The organism is Marinobacter sp. E2 (assembly GCF_055755345.1).
In genome coordinates, this window is record NZ_CM146911.1 from 854,205 (window position 1) to 877,943 (window position 23,739).

At 61.7% G+C, this 23,739-nt stretch carries 23 protein-coding genes; 14 read left to right on the plus strand and 9 right to left on the minus strand.

Annotated features, from left to right (window positions below; translation table 11 throughout):
• Positions 1-173 precede the first annotated feature (173 nt).
• From secA to ribA, 5 genes are all read left to right on the plus strand, one after another.
• Positions 174-2,912, plus strand: a complete 2,739-nt coding sequence (secA, locus tag AC0J1C_RS03855; RefSeq protein WP_473045689.1) for a preprotein translocase subunit SecA — start codon at positions 174-176, stop codon at positions 2,910-2,912.
• Positions 2,913-3,027: 115 nt separating this feature from the next.
• The gene (argJ, locus tag AC0J1C_RS03860) at positions 3,028-4,245 is read left to right on the plus strand and encodes a bifunctional glutamate N-acetyltransferase/amino-acid acetyltransferase ArgJ (RefSeq protein WP_473045690.1); all 1,218 of its coding nucleotides are present in this window, start codon (positions 3,028-3,030) and stop codon (positions 4,243-4,245) included.
• Positions 4,246-4,258: 13 nt separating this feature from the next.
• The gene (locus AC0J1C_RS03865; protein WP_473045691.1) at positions 4,259-5,260 is read left to right on the plus strand and encodes a Nudix family hydrolase; all 1,002 of its coding nucleotides are present in this window, start codon (positions 4,259-4,261) and stop codon (positions 5,258-5,260) included.
• Positions 5,248-5,730, plus strand: a complete 483-nt coding sequence (moaC, locus tag AC0J1C_RS03870; RefSeq protein ID WP_091991799.1) for a cyclic pyranopterin monophosphate synthase MoaC — start codon at positions 5,248-5,250, stop codon at positions 5,728-5,730. Before AC0J1C_RS03865 ends, moaC begins: the two co-directional genes overlap by 13 nt.
• Before the next feature lie 134 nt (positions 5,731-5,864).
• Positions 5,865-6,479, plus strand: a complete 615-nt coding sequence (gene ribA, locus AC0J1C_RS03875; protein WP_473045692.1) for a GTP cyclohydrolase II — start codon at positions 5,865-5,867, stop codon at positions 6,477-6,479.
• A 77-nt stretch (positions 6,480-6,556) separates the two neighbouring features.
• Here ribA and dxs read toward each other — a convergent pair whose 3' ends face one another.
• From dxs to AC0J1C_RS03895, 4 genes are all read right to left on the minus strand, one after another.
• On the minus strand, positions 6,557-8,488 hold the full coding sequence (gene dxs / locus AC0J1C_RS03880; RefSeq protein ID WP_473045693.1) for a 1-deoxy-D-xylulose-5-phosphate synthase: 1,932 nt from the start codon (positions 8,486-8,488) through the stop codon (positions 6,557-6,559).
• 174 nt (positions 8,489-8,662) lie between these two features.
• Complete coding sequence (gene ispA / locus AC0J1C_RS03885) at positions 8,663-9,559, minus strand: (2E,6E)-farnesyl diphosphate synthase (protein WP_473045694.1); 897 nt, start codon at positions 9,557-9,559, stop codon at positions 8,663-8,665.
• Positions 9,559-9,813, minus strand: a complete 255-nt coding sequence (locus AC0J1C_RS03890; RefSeq protein ID WP_473045695.1) for an exodeoxyribonuclease VII small subunit — start codon at positions 9,811-9,813, stop codon at positions 9,559-9,561. The genes ispA and AC0J1C_RS03890 overlap by 1 nt, the downstream gene beginning before the upstream one ends.
• Positions 9,814-9,868: 55 nt before the next feature.
• Positions 9,869-10,642 (minus strand): NRDE family protein, encoded by a 774-nt coding sequence (locus AC0J1C_RS03895; RefSeq protein ID WP_473045696.1) that lies wholly within the window; start codon positions 10,640-10,642, stop codon positions 9,869-9,871.
• Positions 10,643-10,736: 94 nt separating this feature from the next.
• On the opposite strand from AC0J1C_RS03895, the gene AC0J1C_RS03900 reads away from it, so the two are divergent.
• Genes AC0J1C_RS03900 through AC0J1C_RS03915 form a run of 4 tightly spaced genes read left to right on the plus strand, consistent with a single transcriptional unit; the run spans position 10,737 to position 13,706 of the window.
• Entirely contained in the window at positions 10,737-11,534 is a 798-nt protein-coding gene (locus AC0J1C_RS03900; RefSeq protein ID WP_473045698.1) for a sulfite exporter TauE/SafE family protein, read from the plus strand.
• A gap of 10 nt (positions 11,535-11,544) precedes the next feature.
• Positions 11,545-12,330: a prolipoprotein diacylglyceryl transferase gene (lgt, locus tag AC0J1C_RS03905; protein ID WP_473045700.1), complete on the plus strand. Its 786-nt coding sequence runs from the start codon at positions 11,545-11,547 to the stop codon at positions 12,328-12,330.
• Positions 12,330-13,169 carry a thymidylate synthase gene (locus AC0J1C_RS03910; protein ID WP_473045701.1) on the plus strand — a complete coding sequence of 280 codons (840 nt, stop codon included), beginning with the start codon at positions 12,330-12,332 and terminating at the stop codon, positions 13,167-13,169. The genes lgt and AC0J1C_RS03910 overlap by 1 nt, the downstream gene beginning before the upstream one ends.
• Before the next feature lie 21 nt (positions 13,170-13,190).
• On the plus strand, positions 13,191-13,706 hold the full coding sequence (locus AC0J1C_RS03915) for a dihydrofolate reductase (protein ID WP_473045702.1): 516 nt from the start codon (positions 13,191-13,193) through the stop codon (positions 13,704-13,706).
• Here the strand turns inward: AC0J1C_RS03915 and AC0J1C_RS03920 are convergent.
• Complete coding sequence (locus AC0J1C_RS03920) at positions 13,685-15,202, minus strand: DEAD/DEAH box helicase (RefSeq protein ID WP_473045704.1); 1,518 nt, start codon at positions 15,200-15,202, stop codon at positions 13,685-13,687. The two genes, AC0J1C_RS03915 and AC0J1C_RS03920, sit on opposite strands and share 22 nt — an antisense overlap.
• A gap of 205 nt (positions 15,203-15,407) precedes the next feature.
• Here AC0J1C_RS03920 and AC0J1C_RS03925 point away from each other — a divergent pair, with 205 nt between their 5' ends.
• On the plus strand, positions 15,408-16,196 hold the full coding sequence (locus tag AC0J1C_RS03925) for an acyl-CoA thioesterase (RefSeq protein WP_473045705.1): 789 nt from the start codon (positions 15,408-15,410) through the stop codon (positions 16,194-16,196).
• Positions 16,197-16,234: 38 nt separating this feature from the next.
• Here AC0J1C_RS03925 and AC0J1C_RS03930 read toward each other — a convergent pair whose 3' ends face one another.
• From AC0J1C_RS03930 to AC0J1C_RS03940, 3 genes are all read right to left on the minus strand, one after another.
• A complete protein-coding gene (locus tag AC0J1C_RS03930) occupies positions 16,235-17,134 on the minus strand; it encodes a haloalkane dehalogenase (protein WP_375191952.1) in 900 nt (299 codons plus the stop codon).
• Positions 17,135-17,278: 144 nt separating this feature from the next.
• Entirely contained in the window at positions 17,279-17,527 is a 249-nt protein-coding gene (locus AC0J1C_RS03935) for a hypothetical protein (protein ID WP_375191953.1), read from the minus strand.
• A gap of 75 nt (positions 17,528-17,602) precedes the next feature.
• Positions 17,603-17,953 carry a hypothetical protein gene (locus AC0J1C_RS03940; RefSeq protein WP_473045706.1) on the minus strand — a complete coding sequence of 117 codons (351 nt, stop codon included), beginning with the start codon at positions 17,951-17,953 and terminating at the stop codon, positions 17,603-17,605.
• A gap of 153 nt (positions 17,954-18,106) precedes the next feature.
• On the opposite strand from AC0J1C_RS03940, the gene AC0J1C_RS03945 reads away from it, so the two are divergent.
• The gene (locus AC0J1C_RS03945) at positions 18,107-19,201 is read left to right on the plus strand and encodes an AI-2E family transporter (protein ID WP_375191954.1); all 1,095 of its coding nucleotides are present in this window, start codon (positions 18,107-18,109) and stop codon (positions 19,199-19,201) included.
• Positions 19,202-19,354: 153 nt separating this feature from the next.
• Entirely contained in the window at positions 19,355-19,774 is a 420-nt protein-coding gene (locus AC0J1C_RS03950; protein ID WP_375191955.1) for a peptidoglycan-binding domain-containing protein, read from the plus strand.
• A 73-nt stretch (positions 19,775-19,847) separates the two neighbouring features.
• On the opposite strand, the gene ilvD is transcribed toward AC0J1C_RS03950, so the two are convergent.
• Positions 19,848-21,683 carry a dihydroxy-acid dehydratase gene (ilvD, locus tag AC0J1C_RS03955; protein WP_375191956.1) on the minus strand — a complete coding sequence of 612 codons (1,836 nt, stop codon included), beginning with the start codon at positions 21,681-21,683 and terminating at the stop codon, positions 19,848-19,850.
• Positions 21,684-21,841: 158 nt separating this feature from the next.
• On the opposite strand from ilvD, the gene AC0J1C_RS03960 reads away from it, so the two are divergent.
• Entirely contained in the window at positions 21,842-23,098 is a 1,257-nt protein-coding gene (locus AC0J1C_RS03960) for an HDOD domain-containing protein (protein WP_375191957.1), read from the plus strand.
• A 52-nt stretch (positions 23,099-23,150) separates the two neighbouring features.
• Entirely contained in the window at positions 23,151-23,729 is a 579-nt protein-coding gene (locus tag AC0J1C_RS03965; protein ID WP_375191958.1) for an LON peptidase substrate-binding domain-containing protein, read from the plus strand.
• The last annotated feature ends 10 nt before the right edge of the window (positions 23,730-23,739 follow it).

Here is a 23,739-nt window from a genome sequence, read left to right on the forward strand (position 1 = left end):
TTCCCACCAGCTCCGGTTTTCTGGCGCCAGCAGTGAGCCCAGGCCGGTTTTCCTGTCAGGAAGCCGGCTGGTTCCGCAGTACTAACTCCCTAGTGTGCGGCCTGCCTTTTGTCCTGTTACAAAATAAGGTTAGAATGCCGGCTTCCTCCGTTTAATCAAAGAAGCAGTGGTCTATGTTCACAAAGCTTGCAACCAAGATGTTCGGCAGTAAAAACGCCCGTGAAATCAAGAGAATGCGCAAAGTTGTCTCGCGCGTTAGTGAGCTTGAGGAACAGTACGGCAATCTGTCCGACTCCGAGTTGCAAGGCAAGACCGCGGAATTCCGTCGCCGTCTTGATGAGGGCGAAACCCTGGACGGGCTCCTGCCCGAGGTCTTCGCGACAGTGCGAGAGGCCGGTCGTCGGGTCATGGGCATGCGGCATTATGATGTTCAGCTGATCGGTGGTATTACCCTGCACGAAGGCCGCATAGCCGAAATGAAAACCGGTGAGGGTAAGACCCTCGTGGCCACGGCCGCCGTTTATCTCAACGCCTTGCCGGGCAAGGGTGTGCACGTGGTTACCGTGAACGACTACCTCGCCCGTCGGGATGCCGAGTGGATGGGCAAGCTCTACCGGTTCCTTGGCATGCAGGTGGGCGTTGTTGCGTCGGGGCAGCCCGCGGAGGAAAAGCGCGCCGCATATCAGGCAGACATCACCTACGGCACCAACAACGAGTTCGGCTTTGATTACCTGCGCGACAACATGGCGTTCAGCACCGAAGACAAGGTTCAGCGCGGCCTGAACTACGCCATCGTCGACGAGGTGGACTCGATCCTGATTGACGAGGCCCGTACACCGCTGATTATCTCCGGTGCCGCCGAAGACAGCTCAAAGCTGTATCAGGCGATAAACGAACTGATTCCCAGGCTGGAAAAGGGGGAAGTACCGGAAGAGGGTGAGCCCACCGGCGACTTTACCCTCGACGAAAAATCCCGACAGGTCGAACTGACCGAAAGCGGCCATGAGAAGGTAGAGCAACTGCTGCTGGACAAGGGCCTGCTGGACGAAGGCGAAAGCCTGTATTCGGCCGCCAACCTTAGCCTGCTGCATCACGTGCATTCGGCGCTGCGGGCGCACCACCTGTTCCAGAAGGATGTTGACTACATCGTCCAGGGCGGACAGGTGGTCATCGTCGACGAACACACCGGCCGTACCATGCCGGGGCGTCGCTGGAGTGAAGGTCTGCATCAGGCGATCGAGGCAAAGGAGGGTGTCAGGATCCAGGCTGAAAGCCAGACCCTGGCTTCTACCACCTTCCAGAACTACTTCCGTCTGTACGACAAATTGGCCGGCATGACCGGCACCGCCGATACCGAAGCCTTTGAATTCCGCCAGATCTACGGCCTGGATGTGGTCGTCATCCCGCCGAACAAGCCGATCCAGCGGGTCGACTATAACGATCTGGTGTATCTCACCCAGGAAGAGAAATTCCACGCCATTATTGATGAGATCAAGGACGTGACCGCAGAGGGGCGGCCTATCCTTGTGGGTACGGCGTCCATCGAGGCTTCCGAGCTGCTGTCCATGCTGCTCAAGAAGGCCCGTATCGAGCACAAGATCCTGAACGCCAAGCAGCACGAGTCCGAGGCCCATATCATCGCCCAGGCCGGGCGTCCGGGCGCAGTAACCATCGCCACCAACATGGCAGGTCGGGGTACCGACATCGTGCTCGGTGGTAACTGGGAACACGAAGTGGCCGCCATGGACAACCCGACCGAGGAAGAGGTTGCCCGGGTGAAGGCGGCGTGGACCGAGCGTCACAACCAGGTGCTGGAGGCCGGCGGTCTGCACATTATTGGTACCGAGCGTCATGAGTCCCGCCGGATCGATAACCAGCTGCGTGGCCGGGCAGGCCGGCAGGGCGACCCTGGCTCCTCCCGCTTCTTCCTGTCACTGGAAGACAACCTCATGCGCATCTTCGCCCCGGATCGCGTCAAGAGCCTGATGCAGGCCATGGGCATGAAGAAAGGCGAGGCCATCGAGCACCGCATGGTGACCAATGCCATCGAGAAATCCCAGCGCAAGGTGGAAGGCCGCAACTTCGATATGCGGAAAACCCTGCTGGAATACGACGACGTGGCCAACGACCAGCGGACGGTGATCTACGACCAGCGCAACGAGGTGATGTCCTCGGATGACATTTCCGAGATGGTCAAAACCATCCGGGAGGATGTAGTAGACGCGCTGATCAGCGAGTACATCCCGCCCCAGAGCATGCCGGAGCAGTGGGACGTTGCTGGCCTGGAATCCCAGCTGCAGTCGGAGATGGCGATCGATCTTCCGATTCAGAAGTGGCTCGAGGAAGACAGCAAGCTGTACGAGGAAAACCTGCGTCAGAAGATCCTCGACGAGATCGTTGCCGCCTATGAGGCCAAGGAAGCCATTGCCGGTTCCGAGGCCATGCGCAAATTCGAGAAGCAGGTGTTCCTGCAGGTGCTGGATACGCTCTGGAAAGAGCACCTGTCCAACATGGACCACCTGCGTCGCGGTATCCATCTGCGTGGCTATGCCCAGAAGAACCCCAAGCAGGAATACAAGCGCGAAGCCTTCAACCTGTTCGAGGACATGCTGGAGACCATGAAGCGGGATGTTACCCGTGTTCTCTGTCACGTGCGTGTCCAGAGCCGTGAAGAAATGGAAGAGGTGGAGCGCCGTCGCAAGCAGGAGCTTGAACAGGAGCTCGCCCGTGCCCGTCTGCGTCACGATCAAACCAGCGCCGCGGCCGAGAGCCAGGGCGAGGGTGAGGCCGAAGGTGGGCGTCAGTCGACGCCGGAAACCTTTGTGCGTCAGGAGCGCAAGGTGGGGCGCAACGAGCCCTGTCCCTGCGGGTCCGGGAAAAAGTACAAGCAGTGCTGTGGCAAGGTCAGCTGATACACAACGCTGAACCAGAATCCGGAACCCGCACTCTGCCGGCGAACGTTGGCGGGCTGCGGGTTTTTCCGTTCTGGTCAGGTGGATTCCGTTTTTGCAAAAGAGGAGTGGCACAATGGCAGTAGGTCCGGAAACCTTACCCGAGTTTCATCCGGTGGCCGGTCTCCGGCTTGGCATTGCCAGCGCCGGGATCAAGAGGCCGGGGCGCAAGGATGTGGTGGTCTTCGAACTTGCCCCGGGCAGTCGGGTGGCCGGTATCTTCACGAAGAACCAGTTCTGCGCTGCGCCGGTTACGCTCAGTCGCCGTCAACTGGCCGAAGCCGCTCCCAGATACCTGTTGATCAATACCGGTAACGCCAACGCCGGAACCGGTGTCCGCGGCCTGCGTGACGCCGAGGCCTGTTGCCAGGCGCTGGCAAGTCAGGCGGGTGCGCGAGATGTGGAGATCCTGCCGTTTTCCACCGGCGTGATTGGTGAGCCGCTGCCGGTACAGAAGATAGTCTCGGCCCTGCCCGAGGCTCTGGCCGATCTGCGGGAAGACCGTTGGGCAGAGGCAGCACGGGGAATCATGACTACCGATACCCGGCCCAAGGGCGCCACTCGCAAGGTAACCCTGGGAGATCACACGGTCACCATTTCCGGGATCAGCAAGGGTGCCGGAATGATTCGCCCGAACATGGCCACCATGCTCGGCTTCATCGGCACCGACGCACGTATCGAGCCTGCGCTGCTCCAGACCCTGGCCTCGGAGCTGGGTGAAAAGTCGTTCAATCGCATCACCATTGATGGCGACACCTCCACCAATGACGCCTGTATGCTGGTTGCCACCGGTCAGTACCGCGGCCCCGAAATCACGGCGGACAGTCCTCAGCTGCCGAAGCTGCGGGAGGCGCTTGAGTCCGTCTACCTGGAACTGGCCCATGCCATTGTCCGGGACGGAGAGGGAGCCACCAAGTTTGTCACCATCGACGTGGCCGGCGCAGCGTCTCAGCAGGAGGCGCTGGATGTGGCCTACACGGTCGCTCACTCACCGCTGGTCAAGACCGCGCTGTTCGCTTCGGATCCGAACTGGGGTCGAATTCTGGCGGCCGTGGGGCGGGCCGGTGTCGAGAACCTGGATCTGGAGGCCCTGGAAATTTACCTGGGCGATGTCTGTCTCGTACGCAACGGCGGGCGGGCCGAGGATTATTCGGAAGCCCGGGGCCAGGCGGTCATGAACGGTGAAGAAATTACCATCGCCATCGACCTCAAGCGCGGTAATGTTCGCGAAACCGTGTGGACCTGTGATTTCTCCCACGACTACGTGACCATCAACGCCGAATATCGCACCTGAGTGGCCCAGAAGCATGACCAGTAAGCTTGTTCATGTTGCGGTCGGGGTCATCGAACGATCCGGGCGCGTACTGATTGCCCGGAGGCCCGATCATGCGCACCAGGGTGGTTTGCTGGAGTTTCCCGGGGGCAAAGTGGAGCCGGGCGAGACGGTGCAGCAGGCGCTGGTGAGAGAGATTTACGAGGAAACGGGTCTGAGGCTGTCAGAGTCCGGGCTGGCGCCGGTGATCACCATCCATCACGACTATGGCGACAAATGCGTGTTGCTGGACGTCTGGCGCACCACAGACGCCGAGGGCGAGCCGGTAGGGCGGGAAGGGCAGCCGGTGGAGTGGCGTTGTGCGGAAAGCCTGCGTGACGAGGAGTTTCCGGCAGCCAATCGACCGATCATCCGCGCCCTGCGGCTGCCTGCGGCGCTGGCGTTGACCGGTACCATCGGCTCAGCGGGCCAGGGTGTGTCTTGCCTGGCGCAATCCCTGACCGGGCAGCCGCCGGCTCTGGTGGTGCTGAGGGCTCCGTTGCTGGAGGAGGCTGACTATCGCCAGTACGCTCGGGAAGCGGTGGCGTTGGCGCAGGCGCACCGGGTCGATATGCTCGTGCATGGTTCGCCGGAGCGCTTTGGGCAGACACCAGGCGTCGCCGGTTTGCACCTGCCGTGGCGGGAGGCGGAGAAGTTGTCGGAGCGGCCGGTTCCGGCGAGCAGCTGGCTCGGGGTTTCCTGCCACTCGGCCGAGCAGCTCGCCCACGCCGAATCCCTGGGCGCAGACTACGCAGTACTGGGGGCCGTGTTGCCGACCCCCAGCCATCCGGGCGAATCCGGTATGGGCTGGTCGCGGTTCGCCGATCTGGTGGCAGCGGCGAGGCTTCCGGTCTACGCGCTCGGAGGAATGAGCATGGGCCATCTTGAGATCGCCCGACGCCACGGGGCCCAGGGCATCGCGGGCATTGGATTCTGGTGGCAGGATGACTGCCAAAACCAGCTAGCATCAAACGGGAGACAGCAGTGGCAAAATTGACGCATCTGGATGAGAAGGGCGAAGCCCGGATGGTAGACGTGACCGACAAGGCGGTCACGGAACGGGAAGCCAGGGCCGAGGCGACCATCCGAATGGCGCCCGCCACCCTGAAAATGATCATCGATGGCGAACACCCCAAGGGCGACGTGCTCGCGACGGCGCGCATTGCCGGCATTATGGCGGCCAAGAAAACCCACGACCTGATTCCCCTCTGCCACGCGCTCAACCTGACGTCGGTAAAGGTCGAGCTGACGCCCGGAGAAGACGGTGCCTCGGTTTACATCCTCACCCGCTGCAAGCTGTCTGGCCAGACCGGCGTCGAGATGGAAGCGCTGACTGCGGCCAGCGTTGCCGCGCTGACCCTGTACGACATGTGCAAGGCCGTGGACCGTGGCATGGAGATCGATGCTGTCCGACTGCTTGAGAAAAAAGGCGGTCGCAGCGGGCACTGGGTGGCCGGTCATTCCTGATCTGGCGTGATGCTGCGCTCGTAAGTGTTGGGTAATGAAACCACGCCGGAGAAGCGACAGTGGAGAGACTACGCCAAGCGGGCGGGCCCGTGATAGAATGCGCGGCCCGATTGACTGAACCACGAGGAAGCACTGTGGCTGTTCGTTACATCCAGACCTGTCGGCTGCCGACCCCGTTCGGGGTGTTCGACATGCACGGCTTTGAGGAGCCGGATACCGGAAAGGAGCACGTCGCCCTGACGCTGGGTGATCTGGACAGTGACGAACCGATGCTCGCCCGTACCCACTCCGAGTGTCTCACCGGTGACGCCCTGTACAGCATGCGTTGTGACTGCGGCTATCAGCTGGAAGAAGCGCTGCGCAGTATTGCCCGCGAAGGCCGTGGCATTCTCATGTACCTGCGCCAGGAAGGCCGTGGCATTGGTCTGCTCAACAAGATCCGCGCCTATCACCTGCAGGACCAGGGCGCCGACACGGTTGAAGCCAACGAACGCCTGGGGTTTGCCGCGGACCTGCGGGATTACAGTATGTGCAAGGACATGCTGGAGCATCTGGGTATCAAGAGCTTGCGGCTGATGACCAACAATCCGCGGAAAGTCAAAGCGCTGTCGTCCTACGGTATTGGTATTGCCGAGCGGGTGCCCCTGCATGTGGGCCGTAATCCGCACAACGAGCACTATCTCGACACCAAGCAGTCCAAGCTGGGCCACTGGCTGGAGACCCATCAGGACGATGATCCCGACGTCTAGCCGCTGAGGCCATGATGTAAAAAAGCCCGCTCAACATGCGGGCTTTTTTGTGGCTGCTGGCTTCCCTTGGGACGCCGCTATTTGACCACTTTCAGGTTCTGGTGACTGAGTTGCTCCAGCCGGTCGCGGATGGCGGCTTCAATGCCCCCCGCATCCAGACCGCACTCTGTCAGCAACTCGCCGTGCTTGCCGTGGTCCATGAACGTGTCCGGCAGTCCCAGTTGCAGTACCGGCATGGACACCAGGCGGCTGTTCAGAAACTCGGTGACAGCACTGCCAGCGCCGCCGGCAACGGCGTTCTCTTCCAGGGTCACGAGAACATCGTGCTGCTCGGCCAGCTCCAGCACCAACTCCTCGTCCAGGGGCTTGACGAAGCGCATGTCGGCCACCGTGGCGCCGAGCGCTTCCGCAGCTTCCAGGGCCGGCGCCAGCAGCGTGCCAAAGTTCAGTATGGCGACGCCTTTGCCATCCCGGATACGGCGCCCCTTGCCGATTTCAAGCGGTGTCAGTGCCTGTTCGATGGTCGCGCCGGGCCCGGTTCCCCGGGGGTAGCGGACCGAGGCGGGCCCTTCGTACAACATGCCGGTCTGCAGGAGCTGTCGGGTTTCGTTTTCGTCCGAGGGCGTCATCACCACCATGTTGGGGATGCAGCGCAGGTAGCTGATGTCGAACGCCCCAGCGTGCGTGGGGCCGTCTTCGCCCACCAGGCCGGCGCGGTCGATGGCAAACAGCACGTCGAGATTCTGGATGGCCACGTCGTGTATCAGCTGGTCGTAGGCCCGTTGCAGGAAAGTGGAGTAAATGGCCACCACCGGCTTGGCGCCATCGCAGGCCAGGCCGGCCGCGAGGGTGACGGCGTGCTGTTCGGCGATGGCGACATCGAAATAGCGGTCGGGAAACCGTTGCGAAAAGGCAAGCAGATCCGAACCTTCACACATGGCCGGCGTGATGCCCACCACGCGCTCGTCCTGTTCAGCAGCATCGCACAGCCACTGGCCGAAGACATTGGCGTACTTGGGCCTGGCGGCCTTGGGTTTGACCGGCTCGGGCTTGCTTGGCGGCACCGGTTCGATCTTGTTGATGGCGTGATAGCCGATCGGGTCTGCTTCGGCTGGCGCAAAGCCCTTGCCCTTGGTGGTCACCACGTGGAGGAATTGCGGGCCTTCCAGTTCGCGGATGTTTTCCAGGGTTTCGACGAGCAGGGGCAGATCATGGCCGTCGATGGGGCCAATGTAGTTGAAGCCAAGCTCCTCGAACAGGGTGCCCGGGGCAATCATGCCCTTGAAGTGCTCCTCGGTTTTCTTGGCCAGGGCCATCAGGTGGGGCGCGCCCTGCAGTACCTTCTTACTGCTGTCGCGCACCTGATTGTAGGTTCGGCTTGAGAGCAGTTTGGCGAAGTAGTTCGACAGCCCGCCCACGTTCCGGGAAATCGACATGTCGTTGTCGTTGAGGATCACCAGCATGTCGGCATGCAGGTGGCCGGCGTGGTTCAGGGCCTCGAACGCCATGCCGGCGGTCATGGCGCCATCGCCGATAACGGCAATGCTCTTGCGGCCGGTCTTGTGCAGACGGGCCGCGATGGCCATGCCCAGTGCCGCGCTGATGGAGGTGCTGGAATGACCCACGCCGAAGGTGTCGTACTCGCTTTCGGCCCGTTTCGGGAAACCCGCCAGGCCGCCCTTGCGGCGGATGCTGCCCATGGCCTCCCGGCGGCCGGTCAGGATCTTGTGCGGGTAGGCCTGGTGGCCCACATCCCACACCAGGCGGTCTCGCGGGGTTTCGAAGACATAGTGCAGGGCAACGGTCAATTCGAGCACGCCCAGGCCGGCGCCGAAGTGGCCGCCGGTCTGGCCCACGGACCACAGCAGAAACGCCCGGAGCTCCCGGGCCAGCTGGGTCAACTGCTCTGGCGCCAGTTCTCGTAGCTGGGCGGGTTCATCAATCCGGTCCAGCAACGGTGTGTTGGGCCGTTGTGACGGGATTTCCTTGAAAGTGTATGTGTCCTGCATCTGCTCGGGTCTTTCCGGTACGTTCGGTAACTGCCTGGCATTATAAGGGAACAGGGGAGGCTGTTTCACACAAACAGGGCCAGTTGTTACGAAAATGTTGATGTCCAGTGTGCGCCTTTCCGGCGCCAGCATTCAATGGTGAGACCTCAATGCACAGAACTCGGTCGAGAGAACTCAGTGGTTCCGCGCCACCACGTAATCGGCCATGGCACGAAGTGGGTCGGCTTCAGTGCCGAACACGGCCAGGCTTTGCTGGGCGTTGTCCAGCAATTCGGCCAGGCGAGCCCGGGCGCCATCAGCGCCAAGCAGGGCGGGGTAGGTGGGCTTGGCCCTGGCAGCGTCAGAACCCTGTCGCTTGCCAATCACCTGGGTCTCTCCCTCGATGTCCAGCAGGTCATCCTGCACCTGAAACGCCAGACCCAGGGCTCTGGCGTATCCGGCCAGGGCCTCGAGGTCCCGTTCCTGTGTCCGGGGGCTCGAGAGTGCGCCGATACGGACGCTGGCTTCAATCAGGGCGCCGGTCTTGTGCCGGTGCATTACTTCCAGCTGCGCGAGGGTCAGGGTCTTGCCCACGGCCTCCAGGTCGATGGCCTGGCCGCCCACCATGCCACCGTGGCCACTGGCCCGGGCAAGCTCGCGGACCATGGTAAGCCGGGCGGATTCGGACGGCCCTGTGGCATCGGCAAGCAGGCCAAAGGCCAGGGCCTGCAGGGCGTCGCCGGCCAGAATGGCAGTGGCTTCATCAAAGGCAATGTGGGTTGTGGGACGGCCCCGGCGCAGGTCATCGTCGTCCATGGCCGGCAGGTCGTCGTGTATCAGGGAGTAGGCGTGGATCAGTTCCACGGCGCAGGCCGGGGCGAGTGCGTTGTCCCCGGTGTCGCCGACTGCCCGGGCGGCTGCCAGGCACAGGGCCGGTCGAATTCTTTTGCCACCGCCAAGCACGCTGTAACGCATGGCGGCCTGCAAGCGATCAGAGGCGGATTCCCGGCTGATGCAGCGGTCGAGTTCCGCGTCTACACGGGCCCGGCAGGTCTCAAGAAAGTCTATCGCAAACGAGTTCTGTGCTGACATCACTCGGCATCATCCGGAGAGAACGGTCGCGTCTCGAGGCTGCCATCGCTGTTCTGCATCAACTGCTCCACCCGTTGCTCCGCGCTTTTCAGTGCCTGCTGGCATTCCCTGGTCAGTTTCACCCCTCGCTCGAAGGCGGCCAGAGACTGCTCCAGGGACAGCTCGCCCTGTTCCAGATCGCGAACCAGCTTCTCCAGCTCATCAAGGGATTTCTCAAAGTCGGCTATGGACGTGGTGCCTTGTTCACCGGCCATCAGGGACCCTCCGATCGGGTAACAGAATTTGGCGGATTATATCAGAGCCTGAGCGCTATCGCTGCCAGTGGAAGCGACGCCGTTCCCCGGCTTCGGCATCCGGACCCCAGGATTGCTCGGTAACCTGGATGTCGCCTGCGGCAGAGACGGTGACGATGGTGGTGGCGCGGGTGCCGTACTCGGTGCCGGCGATAAATGGAGAAGACAGGAAGCGTTCGGTGTCTAGGCCCACGCCGGTGTCTGGCAACAGGCGGTCTGGTGCGGGGGTTGTGTCCTGGAGTAACGGTATCAGGCGTCGATGCAGGCCCTCTGCATCGTCGCCCGCCGCCATGACGGTCGCGCCAACCGCTTCGCGAAGGCGAAGCAGCTTGGGCCAGGGCGTCTGGAGCAGGTGGTTGCTGAGACCGTAGACGCCGCGGTGAATATGACGCCCTGGATGGGCATCCCGGTTACTGTAATACCATCCGCTTCGAGGCGTCAGATGGACCAGGTTGAAGCCGGAATACCGGTCGCCCCGGTTGTGAAGGTGGTCGGCAAGCTGTTCCCGGGAGCTCTCCAGGGCCCGAAGCGGCAACTCCCCACGGCTGATGCGGCCGGTTTCCGAAGCACCTTCGCGCACGTTGGTCACGGCACTGACCTCGCCAGCGGAGGTCACGGCCAGCCAGGTTCCGCCGGACTGCAAATCGCGGCCCGCAAGGACCCGGTTACCGTTATTGGTGGTCCACCAGTCCATGGCGGCAGTGGGTCGCCGAAAAAATTCGTCCCGGTTGGCGGCAACCACCAGAGGGAAGTGACGATTCTGGCCCAGGGCGAAGGCGATCAGGCACATGGTGGCGGATGTCGCTCCCACAGTTAATGGTAATGAAGTTGACCGTTGCGCTGTGTATCATACCAGCCTTGGTTTTTCCGGGTGCCCCCTGTCCATGACTGTTTTTTTCGTTCTTGCATCGTACCTTGCCCTCGGAGCCTTCGCGGGCACCCTCGCCGGCCTGTTCGGCATCGGTGGTGGTCTGATCATTGTGCCGGTGCTGATCTTCAGTTTTGACCTGCAGGGCATGGACCCGGATATCACCCCCCATCTTGCGGTTGGCACCTCCCTGGCTACCATCATGTTCACGTCGGTCAGCTCCATCCGGTCGCACCATCTCCACGGAGCCGTTCGGTGGGAACTGTTCCGCCCCATGGTGATCGGAATCGTCGTGGGTGCGCTGGCCGGGGCATGGACTGCGTCGCTGCTGAGTGGTCGGGCTCTTGAGCTTACCATCGGTGTTTTCGTGATTGTCATGAGTCTCAAGATGTTTTTTCAGGTGGATCCGAAGTCGGATCGAGGTCTGCCGGGTTCGCGAGGGCTGACCGTAGCGGGCGGGGGCATTGGCTGGGCCTCTGCCATCTTTGGCGTTGGCGGAGGTACGCTGACCGTGCCCTATCTCGTGTGGCGAAATGTGACCATGCAACAGGCGGTTGGCACTTCTGCCGCCTGCGGCTTGCCCATCGCCATTGCGGGTACACTCGGAAACATCTGGACCGGTTGGCAGAATCCGGCGCTACCGGGGTTGAGCGTGGGCTTTATCTACCTGCCCGCCCTGGTTGGTGTGATTCTCACCAGCGTATTCTTCGCCCGTGTTGGCGCCAATCTGGCGCACCGACTGAACGCCAATCGCCTGAAGCGAATTTTCTCCATCATGCTTCTGCTGGTGGGGCTCCGTTTTCTATTGAGCTGAGAGGTAGTTGATGCTGCAGCACCCCCAGATTGACCCGGTGGCCATCGCCATCGGCCCCCTGAAAATACACTGGTACGGTTTGACATACCTGGTCGGCTTTGTCGCAGGCTGGTGGTTGGGCCGCCTGCGCACCCGCAAGCCCTGGTCGCCGATCAATGAGGAACAGATGGGGGATCTGCTGTTCTATCTGGCCCTCGGCGTTATTCTCGGGGGCCGTTTCGGTTACGTGCTGTTCTACAACTTTGATGCCTTCCTGGCCGACCCGCTCTGGCTGTTCCGGGTATGGGAGGGCGGAATGTCCTTCCACGGCGGGCTGCTCGGCGTCATGGTTGCGATGTGGTGGTACGGGCGTAAAGTGGGCTGCGGATTCTGGCGCATGGCCGACTTTGTGGCGCCCCTGGTTCCCGTGGGCTTGGGCGCCGGGCGTATTGGCAACTTTATCAATGGTGAATTGTGGGGCAAGCCCACGGATGTGGCCTGGGGCATGGTGTTCCGGACCGCGCCAGACTCCCTGGCCCGGCATCCGTCCCAGCTCTACCAGTTTGCACTTGAAGGCGTGGCCCTGTTCGTGATTCTGTGGTGGTTTTCGTCCCGTCAGCGGCCAACCATGGCCGTGTCGGGGCTGTTTTTGATCGGTTACGGGGTGTTCCGGTTCCTGGTGGAGTTCGTGCGTCAGCCCGATCCACAGCTGGGCTACCTCGCGTTTGACTGGCTGACCATGGGGCAGGTCCTGTCCGCTCCCATGATCGTCGCCGGCGCTGTCCTGATGTTCATTGCTTACCGGAGACAAGCCTGATGAAAGCCTACCTCGACCTGATGCAGGACGTTGTCGACAACGGGTTTGACAAGGGAGACCGGACCGGTGTTGGAACCCGGTCTGTGTTTGGCCGGCAGATCCGCTTCAACCTGCAGGAAGGTTTCCCCCTGGTGACCACCAAGAAGGTTCATCTGCGCAGCATCATCTACGAGCTGCTGTGGTTCCTGCGTGGCTCCACTGACAACACCTGGTTGCAGGAGCGGAAAGTGTCCATCTGGAACGAATGGGCACTGGAGAATGGCGACCTGGGCCCCATCTACGGCAAGCAGTGGCGCAGCTGGCAGTGCCCCAGCGGCGAGGTGGTGGACCAGATCAGCGAGGTGATCGAGCAGATCCGCACCAAGCCAAATTCGAGGCGTCTGATTGTCTCGGCCTGGAATCCGGCGGAGCTGCCGGACGAATCCGTCGGCCCCCAGGACAATGTCCGCCAGGGTCGGATGGCGCTGGCCCCCTGCCATTGCCTGTTCCAGTTCTACGTGGCTGACGGCAAACTGTCCTGTCAGCTGTATCAGCGCAGCGCGGACCTCTTTCTGGGCGTGCCCTTCAACATCGCTTCGTATGCGCTGCTTACCCACATGATTGCGCAGCAGTGCGACCTGGACGTGGGCGAGTTTGTCCACACCTTTGGTGACTGCCATCTTTACCAGAACCACCTGACCGACGACATTGTCTTCGAGCAACTGAAGCGCGAGCCCCGGCCGCTGCCAACGCTGGTGATCAAGCGCCGGCCGGCAAGCATCTTCGAGTACGAGCTGGAGGACTTCGAGTTTGAGGGCTATGACCCGCATCCGGGCATCAAGGCGCCCATTGCCATCTGACCGATCGAGACAGGCGAGCACATGAGAAAAGCATTGATCGTTGCCATGTCCCGCAACCGGGTCATCGGCCGCAACAACAAACTGCCCTGGTACCTGCCGGGCGACCTCCGCTACTTCAAGCAGGCCACCATGGGCAAGCCCATCATCATGGGGCGGAAAACCTGGGACTCCATTGGCCGGCCGCTGCCAGGCAGAATGAATGTGGTGATTTCGAGGAATGAGGCCTGGGAGGCGCCAGCAGGCACCGTGGCCGCTGCGTCATTGCCGGAGGCGCTGGTAAAGGCCGAAGCTCAGGCGGAGCTCGAAGGGGGTGACGAGGTGATGATCATCGGTGGCGGGCAGATTTACGCCGAGGCTCTGCCGATGGTGGATCGCATGTACATCACCCAGGTACATGCCGAGGTGGATGGAGATGCGTTCTTTCCGGAAGTGAACTGGGATGAATGGGAAGAAATCGGACGGGAGGATTTCTCCGCGTCCGACAACAATCCTTACGACTACAGTTTCGTGGTTTATCAGCGCTTGGCGTCGGCCTGACGCGGAGGGCGTTTGCCTGAGGGCTTGCCACCCTTGCCGGGCGGTTTGCCCTTGGCTGCGGGGCCACCACGACCTTTCTTGAAGCCGCCCTTGGGGCCCTTGCGATGCTCACCCGGGCGACCACCCTTGCGATCGCGACGGGGCGGCGGAGTGGCGGAAACCACCGGCAGTGCATCTGGCTGCTCCAGTGGCAGTGAACCAGGCTGGGCGGCCTCCATCCAGCAGGCCAGGGCACCTGCAACCATGGCCATGTCCATTTCGTTGCGTTCGGCAATCTCGTCCAGCAGGGCCATGGTCTTGGCCAGCTTTTTGTCCTCGGCGAACGCCAGCAGCTGGGTTTCAAACTGCTGCTCGCGCATTTTCTTCAGTTCCACCGGCGAGGGCAGCTCGTAGGCCTGCATCGGGGAGTTGGTGGCGCGCTCAAGAGTGCGCAGCCAGCTCCGCTCCCGGGGAGTAACCAGCAGAATGGCCTTGCCTTCCCGCCCGGCGCGTCCGGTGCGGCCAACCCGGTGGATGTAAGCTTCGGTGTCGTAAGGCACATCGTAGTTGATCACGTGGGTAATGCGCGGCACGTCCAGGCCGCGTGCTGCCACGTCCGTTGCCACGATAATGTCTTTCTTGCCGCGCTTGAGATCTTCCACCGTCTGTTCCCGCTGGCGCTGGTTCAGGTCGCCATTCAGGGGCGCCACGGCATGGCCGCGAGCGGACAGCTTCTCGGCCAGCAGGGTGGTTTCCGCCTTGGTGCGCACGAAGATGATCGAGGCGTCAAACGGCTCCACTTCCAGGATGCGGGTCAGGGCGTCGAGCTTGCGCTCGGCGTAGACCGGCAGCACGAACTGGGCAATGCGCTCCACGGTACGGGTTTCGCTCTCGATCCGCACTTCGGTGGCATTCTTCAGATAAGTCTGGGCCACCTTCTTGATCTGTGGCGGCATGGTGGCCGAGAACAGGGCGCGCTGGCAGTTCTCCGGCGTCTTGGCAAGAATCGCCTCAACGTCGTCAATGAAGCCCATGCGCAGCATTTCGTCTGCTTCGTCCAGAACCAGTGCCTTCAGGTTGTCCAGCTTCAACGTGCCTTTGCGCAGGTGATCCAGCATCCGGCCCGGTGTGCCTACGATCACCTGGGCACCGCGGCGCAGCCCCTTGATCTGGGGGTAAAAGTCCTGGCCACCGTAGATCGGCAGCACATGGAAGTTGCGGAACCGGCTGGCGTAGGTGGTGAAGGCTTCTGCCACCTGGATGGCCAGTTCCCGGGTCGGTGCCAGCACCAGAATCTGGGGCTCGGCGATGGAGGCGTCGATCCGGCTGAGCAGGGGCAGGGCGAACGCGGCGGTCTTGCCGGTGCCGGTCTGGGCAACGCCCAGCAGGTGATTGCCCGCCAGCAGCGCAGGGATGGACTGCGCCTGGATGGGAGACGGGGTTTCGTAGCCAACGGCGGAGACGGCATCAAGGACGGCCGGATCAAGCCCCAGTTCGGCAAAGGTCAATTCAGACATGGATTTACTCGGAATTCGGGAGGTAGAGCATGGCCGGGCAATGGCCATGCATGATGTGGGCGCAGTATAGCGGTTTTGTCCAGCTTTTTGTATGAAAAACCAATTCCGTCGCGTAGGTAGTTGCCGGGGATGCGCCGTTGCGTTGTCGGCGGATATTGGGCAATCTTGCTCCTTATCCCGATAGGTTGCTAACAGGAAACAGACGATGACTTTTGATGAGTTGTTACAGGCCGCCGACAGCGGCCAGCCACTGGCGATGCCCAAAAGCTGGTCACAGGGGCGGGCGACCTTTGGTGGTCTTACGGCAGCGCTGGTGTTTGAACGTATGGCGCAGAGGGTACCCAAGGATCGTGCCATGCGATCCATGCAGGTCTCCTTCGTAGGGCCGGTGGAGCCCGGGGTGCCAGCCGGCTTCGAAACAGACATTCTGCGTGAGGGGCGGGCGGTCAGCCAGGTGCAGGGCCGGATCATGCAGAACGGCGAGCCGCGGCTGGTGTGCCTGGCAAGCTTCGGCGGTGACCGGGAATCACAGGTGCAACTGGAGCCACAGCCTGCGCCGGACGCTTCCCCGGTAGACCAGTGCCCGAGCCTTGATCATATCCCGGGTGTGACTCCCGATTTCGTTCAGCACATCGAGATGCGCTGGGCGTTTGGTCACTTTCCCTTCAGTGGCAAGGGTGGGCGGGAAATGGGCGGCTGGATGCAGTTCCGGACCCCTCCCCGGACATTCACCGATGCTCACATCGTCGCGCTGGTGGATGCCTGGCCTCCGGCCCTGTTGCCTCACTTTGGCAAACCGGTCAGCGCCAGCTCCCTGAGCTGGGCGCTGGATATCCTGCACCCCAGGCCAGTCATCGAGCCGGGCGACTGGCTGCTGTACAAAGCGTCGATTGACCAGGCCGGCGCGGGTTATGGACATACCCAGGCCGGTATCTGGACGGCACGCGGCGAGCTGGTCGCGCTCAGTCGCCAGACGGTAACGGTGTTCGGGTAAGGTGTTCGGATAAGGTGCTCGGATAACCCCCCCCCGCCTCAGGCCGCCAGCTCCGATCTCAGGGCATCAATGACGATCCGGGCAAAGTCCTCCGGTGAATCTTCCTGGAGGAAGTGGCCACCCCGGAGTGTAATGTGGGGCTGGCCATGGGCGCCGGGAATGCGGCGTTGCATGGTTCTCTCGCCACCCCGGGTGATCGGGTCGCCGTTGCTGAAACAGGTAATAAAGGGCTTTTTCCACTTCTCGAGTACCCGCCAGGCGGCCTGATTGGCCAGGCTGTCCGGTGAGCCAGGTTCGGTTGGAACCAGTTTGGGGAACGCCCGGGCGCCAGCCTTGAACTCCGAGGACGGGAATGGCGCCTCGTAGGCGGCCAGTTCCGCCTTGCTCAGGGTGCGGTCAGTGCCTAACTGGACAATGCGACCAACCGGGAACCAGGGGCTATGGCTGGCAAACGCCTTCCATACGGAAAACACGGTCGGCACCGGCGTATCGCCGGTGGGCAGCATGCCGTTGCCTACGATGATACGGCTGAACCTCTGAGGGTGCTCGGCGGCGAGTCGCAGACCCAGGAGCGAGCCCCAGTTCTGGCACACCAGGGTGATGTTGCTCAGGTCAAGCTGTTCCAGCCAGCTCGCCAGCCAGGCCAGGTGCCGACTGTAACTGTAGTCTTCCACCGATGCGGGTTTGTCAGACTTGCCGAAGCCGATCAGGTCGGGCGCCAGCACCCGGTGTCCGGCACCGGCAACCGGAGGAATCATGTGTCGGTACAGGTACGACCAGGAAGGCTCTCCGTGCAGCATCACCACCGGTGAGCCGTCGCGCGGTCCCTCGTCGACATAATGCATCCGGAGGCCGGGCGCTACGTTGAGGTGGTGAGGAGCGAAAGGGTAATCCGGAAGGCCGGCGAAGCGGGCTTCATCGGTTCTCAGAATACGCATGCCATCGACTGTCCTGACTGATTGAATGCGTGATTGTCGGGCTTCCCGGCGGGTGTTTCAGCCCTACTACAATCGTCGAATATCAGGATAAATCAGATGGAACGTTACTGTGTTTGAGTTGCGTAACAGAGCGTTGTCTGTGTGTCAGGATGCGATGCCGAACAGGCGCTCGGGGTTGTCGACGCGGGCCAGGGCCTGATCGCAGCAATTCACCGCGCCACAGTCATCAGCGGAGCACAGGCCGATGGTTCGGCACTCAATGTCCTGGTGTTGATTGCCTTCGTTCCGGAAAATCCGGGCACGGGAGAGAATGGAGTGACAATGGCCACAAAGCAGAGTGGGAACGGCGCTGCCTTCGGCCAGAAGTGCTGTGTAATGTTGATGTTGAGTCATAGATAACCTCCTGCTAATTGCCAACATATGGGTCAAGTATGACATTTCAAAGTCGGAGCGACGGTTAAATACGGTTCACCTGTCCGGATCGACCACCGGTCGCCGGTTTGAACGCTTGTCGTCCCAGTCCAGTTCCTTCGGGTCGTACCAGCCGATGGCTGTCAGTACCCGCTCCCGGGTCTGGGGTGAGAGTGTCGGCCACAGGTCCTGGAAATCTTCCAGGCCGGCTTCCCGCTGCCGCTGCTGCTTGCTTTGCAAGCGGCTGATAATCCGCGGCAGTTGCAGGGCCTCGCCCAGCTGTCCGGGCACGATCACTTCCTGCCCGAGGACTTTGCGCCGATGGGTTCTGGCCGCGAGCACCCGGCGCAGTTCTGTGGCGGCCTCAAGTGCCGATTCAACGGTAAAGGTTTCCAAATCCAATAACATGACCTGTCAGTTGGCTGATCAATAACCGACCACTATACCCCGAAGAGGGCTACAGTGGCCATGACAGCGTGGTAGGCTAGCTAGCCGGGCAGCCCGGTCTGAACCGCATCGGGCGCCAAATCCAGGATTCATTTTCGGGGAACAACCTGAACTATGTACGCAAAACTTGAAACACGGACTTTTCTGGCCCTGTTGGTAGGGGTTTCCCTGGCGTTTGTCTTCCTGATGAAGCCGTTTTTCGGGCCGATCTTCTGGGCCGTCGCCATCGCCCTGATCTTCCATCCGGTCCAGCAGCTGCTGGTGCGAAAGTTCGGCGAGCGCCCGAATCTCAATGCCTTGATTACCCTGTTTATCTGTCTGGTGATCGTGGTTATTCCGGTGCTGGTGCTGATTACGTCCCTGGTGGCGGAGGGCGTCGCGCTCTATCAGCAGATCCAGAGCGGCGAGATTCGCCCGGGCGAGTATATTGACCGGGTCAACCAGTCGTTTCCGGCCATCCAGGCGTTTCTGGCCCAGTTCGATATCAGTTTCGCGGAACTTCGGGATCGCGCCGTCAATCTGTTTGTCGGTGGCAGCCAGTTCCTGGCCAGGCAGGCCCTGGGCGTTGGCCAGAATACCTTCCAGTTCTTCCTGGGGCTGGCGTTGATGGTCTACCTGGCGTTCTTCCTGCTGCGGGACGGCAGTGCCCTGGTGGAGTTGATCATCCGGGCCCTGCCCCTGGGCGACGAGCGGGAAAGGCTGTTGTTCGCCAAGTTCGCCGAGGTCACACGGGCAACCGTAAAAGGCAATCTGTTGATTGCCATCATCCAGGGTGCCCTTGGCGGGCTGATTTTCTGGATACTCGGCATCAGCGGCGCCCTTCTGTGGGGCGTTGTCATGGCGATTGTCTCCCTGTTACCGGCGGTGGGTGCGGCCCTGGTGTGGGTGCCGGCTGCCATCTACCTGGCGGCGATTGGCGATATTTTCGAGGCGGCCATTCTCACCACGTTTGGCGTGGTGGTCATCGGGCTGGCGGATAATCTGCTGCGCCCGGTTCTGGTGGGCCGGGATACCAAGCTGCCTGATTACATCGTGTTGCTGTCAACGCTCGGCGGTATTGTCATGTTCGGAGTGAACGGCTTCGTGATGGGCCCCCTGGTGGCCGCCCTGTTCATGGCGTTCTGGGGCATTTTTATCCGGGAGTTCAGTGAAGGGGCCCAGAGCCCCAATGCGGAGCGAGATTCCCGGGGGCCGAAAAGCCCCGAGTAGCCGGAGGCAGAGGCAGGTGATGTCGATCAAGGCGACATGAGACAAAAGTATGGTAGTCTTTGAAGTGTTTGCCCCAGCCTGTGGAGATAGGCACCACATAACAAGAAAGAAACCGATATCGGTGGGATATCAGGAGTTGAGCAGGTGAGTACCATGAGAAAAGCAACCACCCGACTGGGACGACTGGCCGCTGCAGCCGGCCTGGCCGTTACCCTGGGCTTTGCCCCCGCGGCATTCGCAGACGAGATTGTTGCACTCAAAAATGCACTTTACGGCGCAGGGTACGAAGTAACCAATGTCAGCCCGCAGATGGACGACAGCACCCGGGCCGCGCTGACGAAGTTCCAGAAAGACCAGGGGCTCCAGGCCACTGGCATTCTTGATGAGCCGACCAAGAAGGCTCTTGGCATGATCGAAGTGCAGGTGGCAGCTGCCAAGCCCGAGCAGACGGCCAACACTTCCGGTTCGCAGGCGAAGACGTCGGACAGCGCGGCAGCCGCTGGCGAGCAGTCGGAGCAGTCGCAGGATGGCGCCATTGAGGAAGACGAGGACGGCGGCTGGTCCCTCTGGTAAATCCTGGCCAGCCAAATAAAAACCGCCGACAGTCTGTCGGCGGTTTTTTTGTGCCTGAAGCGCGCTCCGCGGGTCAGTCGAGCTTGGAAAGATCCCGAACGGCGCCTTTGTCGGCACTGGTGGCCAGAAGCGCATAGGCCTTGAGTGCGGCAGACACTTTGCGGTCTCTGGGCAGCTCCGGTTTCCAGCCCTTGGCATCGCGGGCCTCACGGCGACGGTCCAGTTCACGCTGGTCGAGCTCGACGTTGATGGTCCGATTGGGAATGTCGATCCGGATAAGATCGCCATTTTCGATCAGGCCGATGGCACCGCCGGCTGCCGCCTCCGGTGAGGCGTGCCCGATGGACAGGCCGGAGGTTCCCCCGGAGAACCGGCCATCGGTCAGCAGCGCGCATTCCTTGCCCAGCCCCTTGGATTTCAGGTAACTGGTGGGGTACAGCATCTCCTGCATGCCAGGCCCACCACGGGGACCTTCGTAACGGATGATGACAACCTCTCCCGGTTTCACCTCGTCGGCGAGAATCCCGGCCACGGCCGAATCCTGGCTCTCAAACACCCGGGCCCTCCCTTCGAACACGTAGATGCTCTCGTCAACACCGGCGGTCTTGACCACGCAGCCGTCGAGGGCAATGTTGCCATAGAGCACGGCAAGGCCGCCCTCGGAGCTGTAGGCGTTCTCCACCGAACGGATGCAGCCGGTTTCCCGGTCACCGTCCAGGGAAGGCCAGCGGGTACTCTGGGAGAAAGCGGTCTGGGTAGGGATGCCTGCCGGCCCGGCCTTGTAGAATTCCACCACCTCGGGCGTTGGCGAGCGCATGATGTCCCAGGTCTCCAGCGCCTCCCGCATGGTCTTGCTGTGCACCGTGGGAAGATCGGTATTGATCAGTCCGCCGCGCTCCAGCTCACCCAGGATGCCCATGATACCGCCGGCCCGATGCACATCTTCCATGTGGTATTTCGGGGAGTTGGGCGCCACCTTGCACAGCTGCGGGACACGGCGGGACAGTTGATCGATCTCGTTGAGGGTGAACGGCACCCCACCTTCCTGGGCCGCCGCCAGCAGATGCAGGATCGTATTGGTGGAGCCGCCCATGGCAATGTCCATCACCATGGCGTTTTCGAAGGCGGCCATGGAGGCAATGCTCAGGGGGAGCACGCTGGCATCGTCCTGCTCGTAATAGCGTCTCGCATTCTCCACAATCTGGCGACCGGCCTTCAGGAACAGCTGCTCGCGGTCGGCATGGGTGGCCAGCAGAGAGCCGTTGCCGGGCAGGGCCAGGCCGATGGCCTCGGTCAGGCAGTTCATGGAGTTGGCGGTGAACATGCCGGAGCAGGATCCGCATGTGGGGCAGGCGCTGCGCTCGTACTCCTCGACCATTTCATCGCTGGCATTGGGGTCGGCCGCGATCACCATGGCATCCACCAGATCCAGCTTGTGTTCCGACAGCTTGGTCTTGCCGGCCTCCATGGGGCCGCCGGAGACAAAAACGGTGGGTATGTTCAGGCGCATGGCGGCCATCAGCATGCCCGGGGTGATCTTGTCGCAGTTGGAAATGCACACCAGGGCATCGGCGCAGTGGGCATTGACCATGTATTCCACCGAATCGGCGATCACTTCCCGGGACGGCAGGGAATACAGCATGCCGTCGTGGCCCATGGCGATGCCATCGTCCACGGCGATGGTGTTGAATTCCTTGGCAACGCCGCCGGCCGCCTCGATCTCGCGGCACACCAGTTGGCCCAGGTCTTTAAGGTGCACGTGGCCCGGTACAAACTGGGTGAAGGAGTTGGCAACCGCAATAATCGGCTTGCCAAAATCTTCGTTTTTCATACCGGTGGCGCGCCAGAGGGCGCGGGCGCCGGCCATGTTGCGACCGGCGGTGGAAGTCCGCGAACGATACTGAGGCATGGTGGTCTGGTCTCTCTGTTGGGGCCTGATGACGTCGATCAAAAAACAGAGGATACCAGATTAGACTCCAGGCGCATGGTTGTTTTCAGGGGTGCTGTTTACAATAGTTAACACAGTGTTCATTTTTGTTCCGGTTTGAACCGGCAAGGAGTATGCCTATGGCTGGCCAGGAAAGCCTGCCGCTTCGTCGTCTGAAAGAGTTCCAGCCCCTGAACCGGCTGACCGATGATCAGTTGGTGCTGTTGGCCAGTCGGGCCGAGCGCCGGACCCACGGGCCCGGGCAGCGGGTCCTGGAGCGGGGCGTGCGCGACGGCCTGGATTTCTTCCTGATTGCCGGCAAGATCGAACTGGAATCCCAGGATGGTCGAAAATCGGTGATCGAGGCGGAGACCGAAAAGGCCCTGAACCCCATTGCGCGCCTGCAGCCACGCATGTACCACGTTACCGCCGTCAAGCCCTGCGAGTTCCTGGTGGTGGAGCAGGAGATCCTGAACCAACTACTACGGGCCGCACCGGTGGCACAGGTGGAGATGGATTCCGGCGAGGGCCTGGGGAGTGGCGAAAGTGAGGAACATCACCTGCTGATGGAGTTCTACTCGGAGCTGAGGTCGAATCAGATCAAGTTGCCAAGCGTTCCGGATGTTGCCTGGAAAGTGCGCCGCGCTGTGGACCGAGAAGACTCCACCGCGGATCAGGTGGCGCTGGCAGTCTCGGCCGACCCGGCCATGGCGGCGAAACTGGTGCGTGCCTGTAACAGCCCCCTGTACCGGGGCTTCAGCGATGTGCGCAACGTGCGTGAGGCCGTCGTCCGATTGGGCATGCGCACTACCCGGCAGCTGGTGACCGTGTTTTCCATGCGAGAAGTGTTCAAGACCCGGCAGCCGGCGCTGCAGAAAGAAATGGAGAAGCTCTGGCGCCATTCCCGTGAGGTGGCGGCACTGAGCTGGGTGCTGGCAGACCACGCCACCCGTCTGGACCCTGAGGAAGCGCTGCTGGCGGGCCTGCTGCACGACATCGGTGTAGTGCCCATCCTGGTACAGGCCGAGCATCACGTGAACCTCTTTGCCGATGAGGCCAACCTGCGCCACGCCATCGATGAGCTCAGGGCTGACGTGGGCACCGCGGTGCTGGAGAACTGGTCGTTTCCGCCGGCGTTTGTCGAGGCGGTTCGCCATGCCGAGGACTGGGACTACGAGTGCCGGGAGAGCAATCCCCAGCTGGTGGACGTGGTGATCGTGGCGCAATTGCATTCGATGATCGGTTCCAGCCAGAATGCAGACCTGCCCCCGTTCGACCGTGTGCCGGCCTACCGGCGTCTGGGAGAACTTGAATTGAACGCTTCGCGCAGTTTGCAGCTTCTGACAGAGGCCAGGGCCCGGGTCGACGAAGTGCAGCAATTGCTGTCCATTCGATAGCGTGATGGATAGCGTGGACTGTGGAGCCTGATTGCCGGTGACTGTTGAACTTATGAATGTACCTCTGTTCCCCCTGAATTCCATTGTCCTGCCCAGGGGGCGGATTCCCCTTCAGCTGTTCGAGCCAAGGTACATCGACATGTTGACCCGCTGTCTCAAGGAAGACCGTGGATTTGTTGTTGTGCTGCTGCGCGAGGGCGGCGAGACCGGGCCGGTGGCGGCTTTCTACGACATCGGCACCTACGTGCGCATCATCGACTTTCAGCAGCTGGAGAACGGATTGCTGGGAATCACGGTGGAGGGCGAATCCAAGGTGTCCGTGGTGCGAAGCTGGCAACAGGAGGACGGTCTCAATGTGGGCGATGTCGAGTGTCTGGTGGAAGAGGCCGGAAGCGAGGTGCCGGAACGCTACAGCGAATTGCCCTCGGTGCTGCGGGCCCTGTTTCGGCACCCGGTGATCCGCGATCTCAACATGGACATCGACTACGAGGATGCCCGGGACGTTGGCTGGCGGCTGACCGAACTGCTGCCGCTGGACAAACAGGAAAAACAGAAGCTGGTTGAGCTGCAGGACCCCCTGGAACGCCTCGACCGCCTCCAGGGATTGCTGGAAGCCCTGGAGGAAGGCTAGCAGGTCGGGA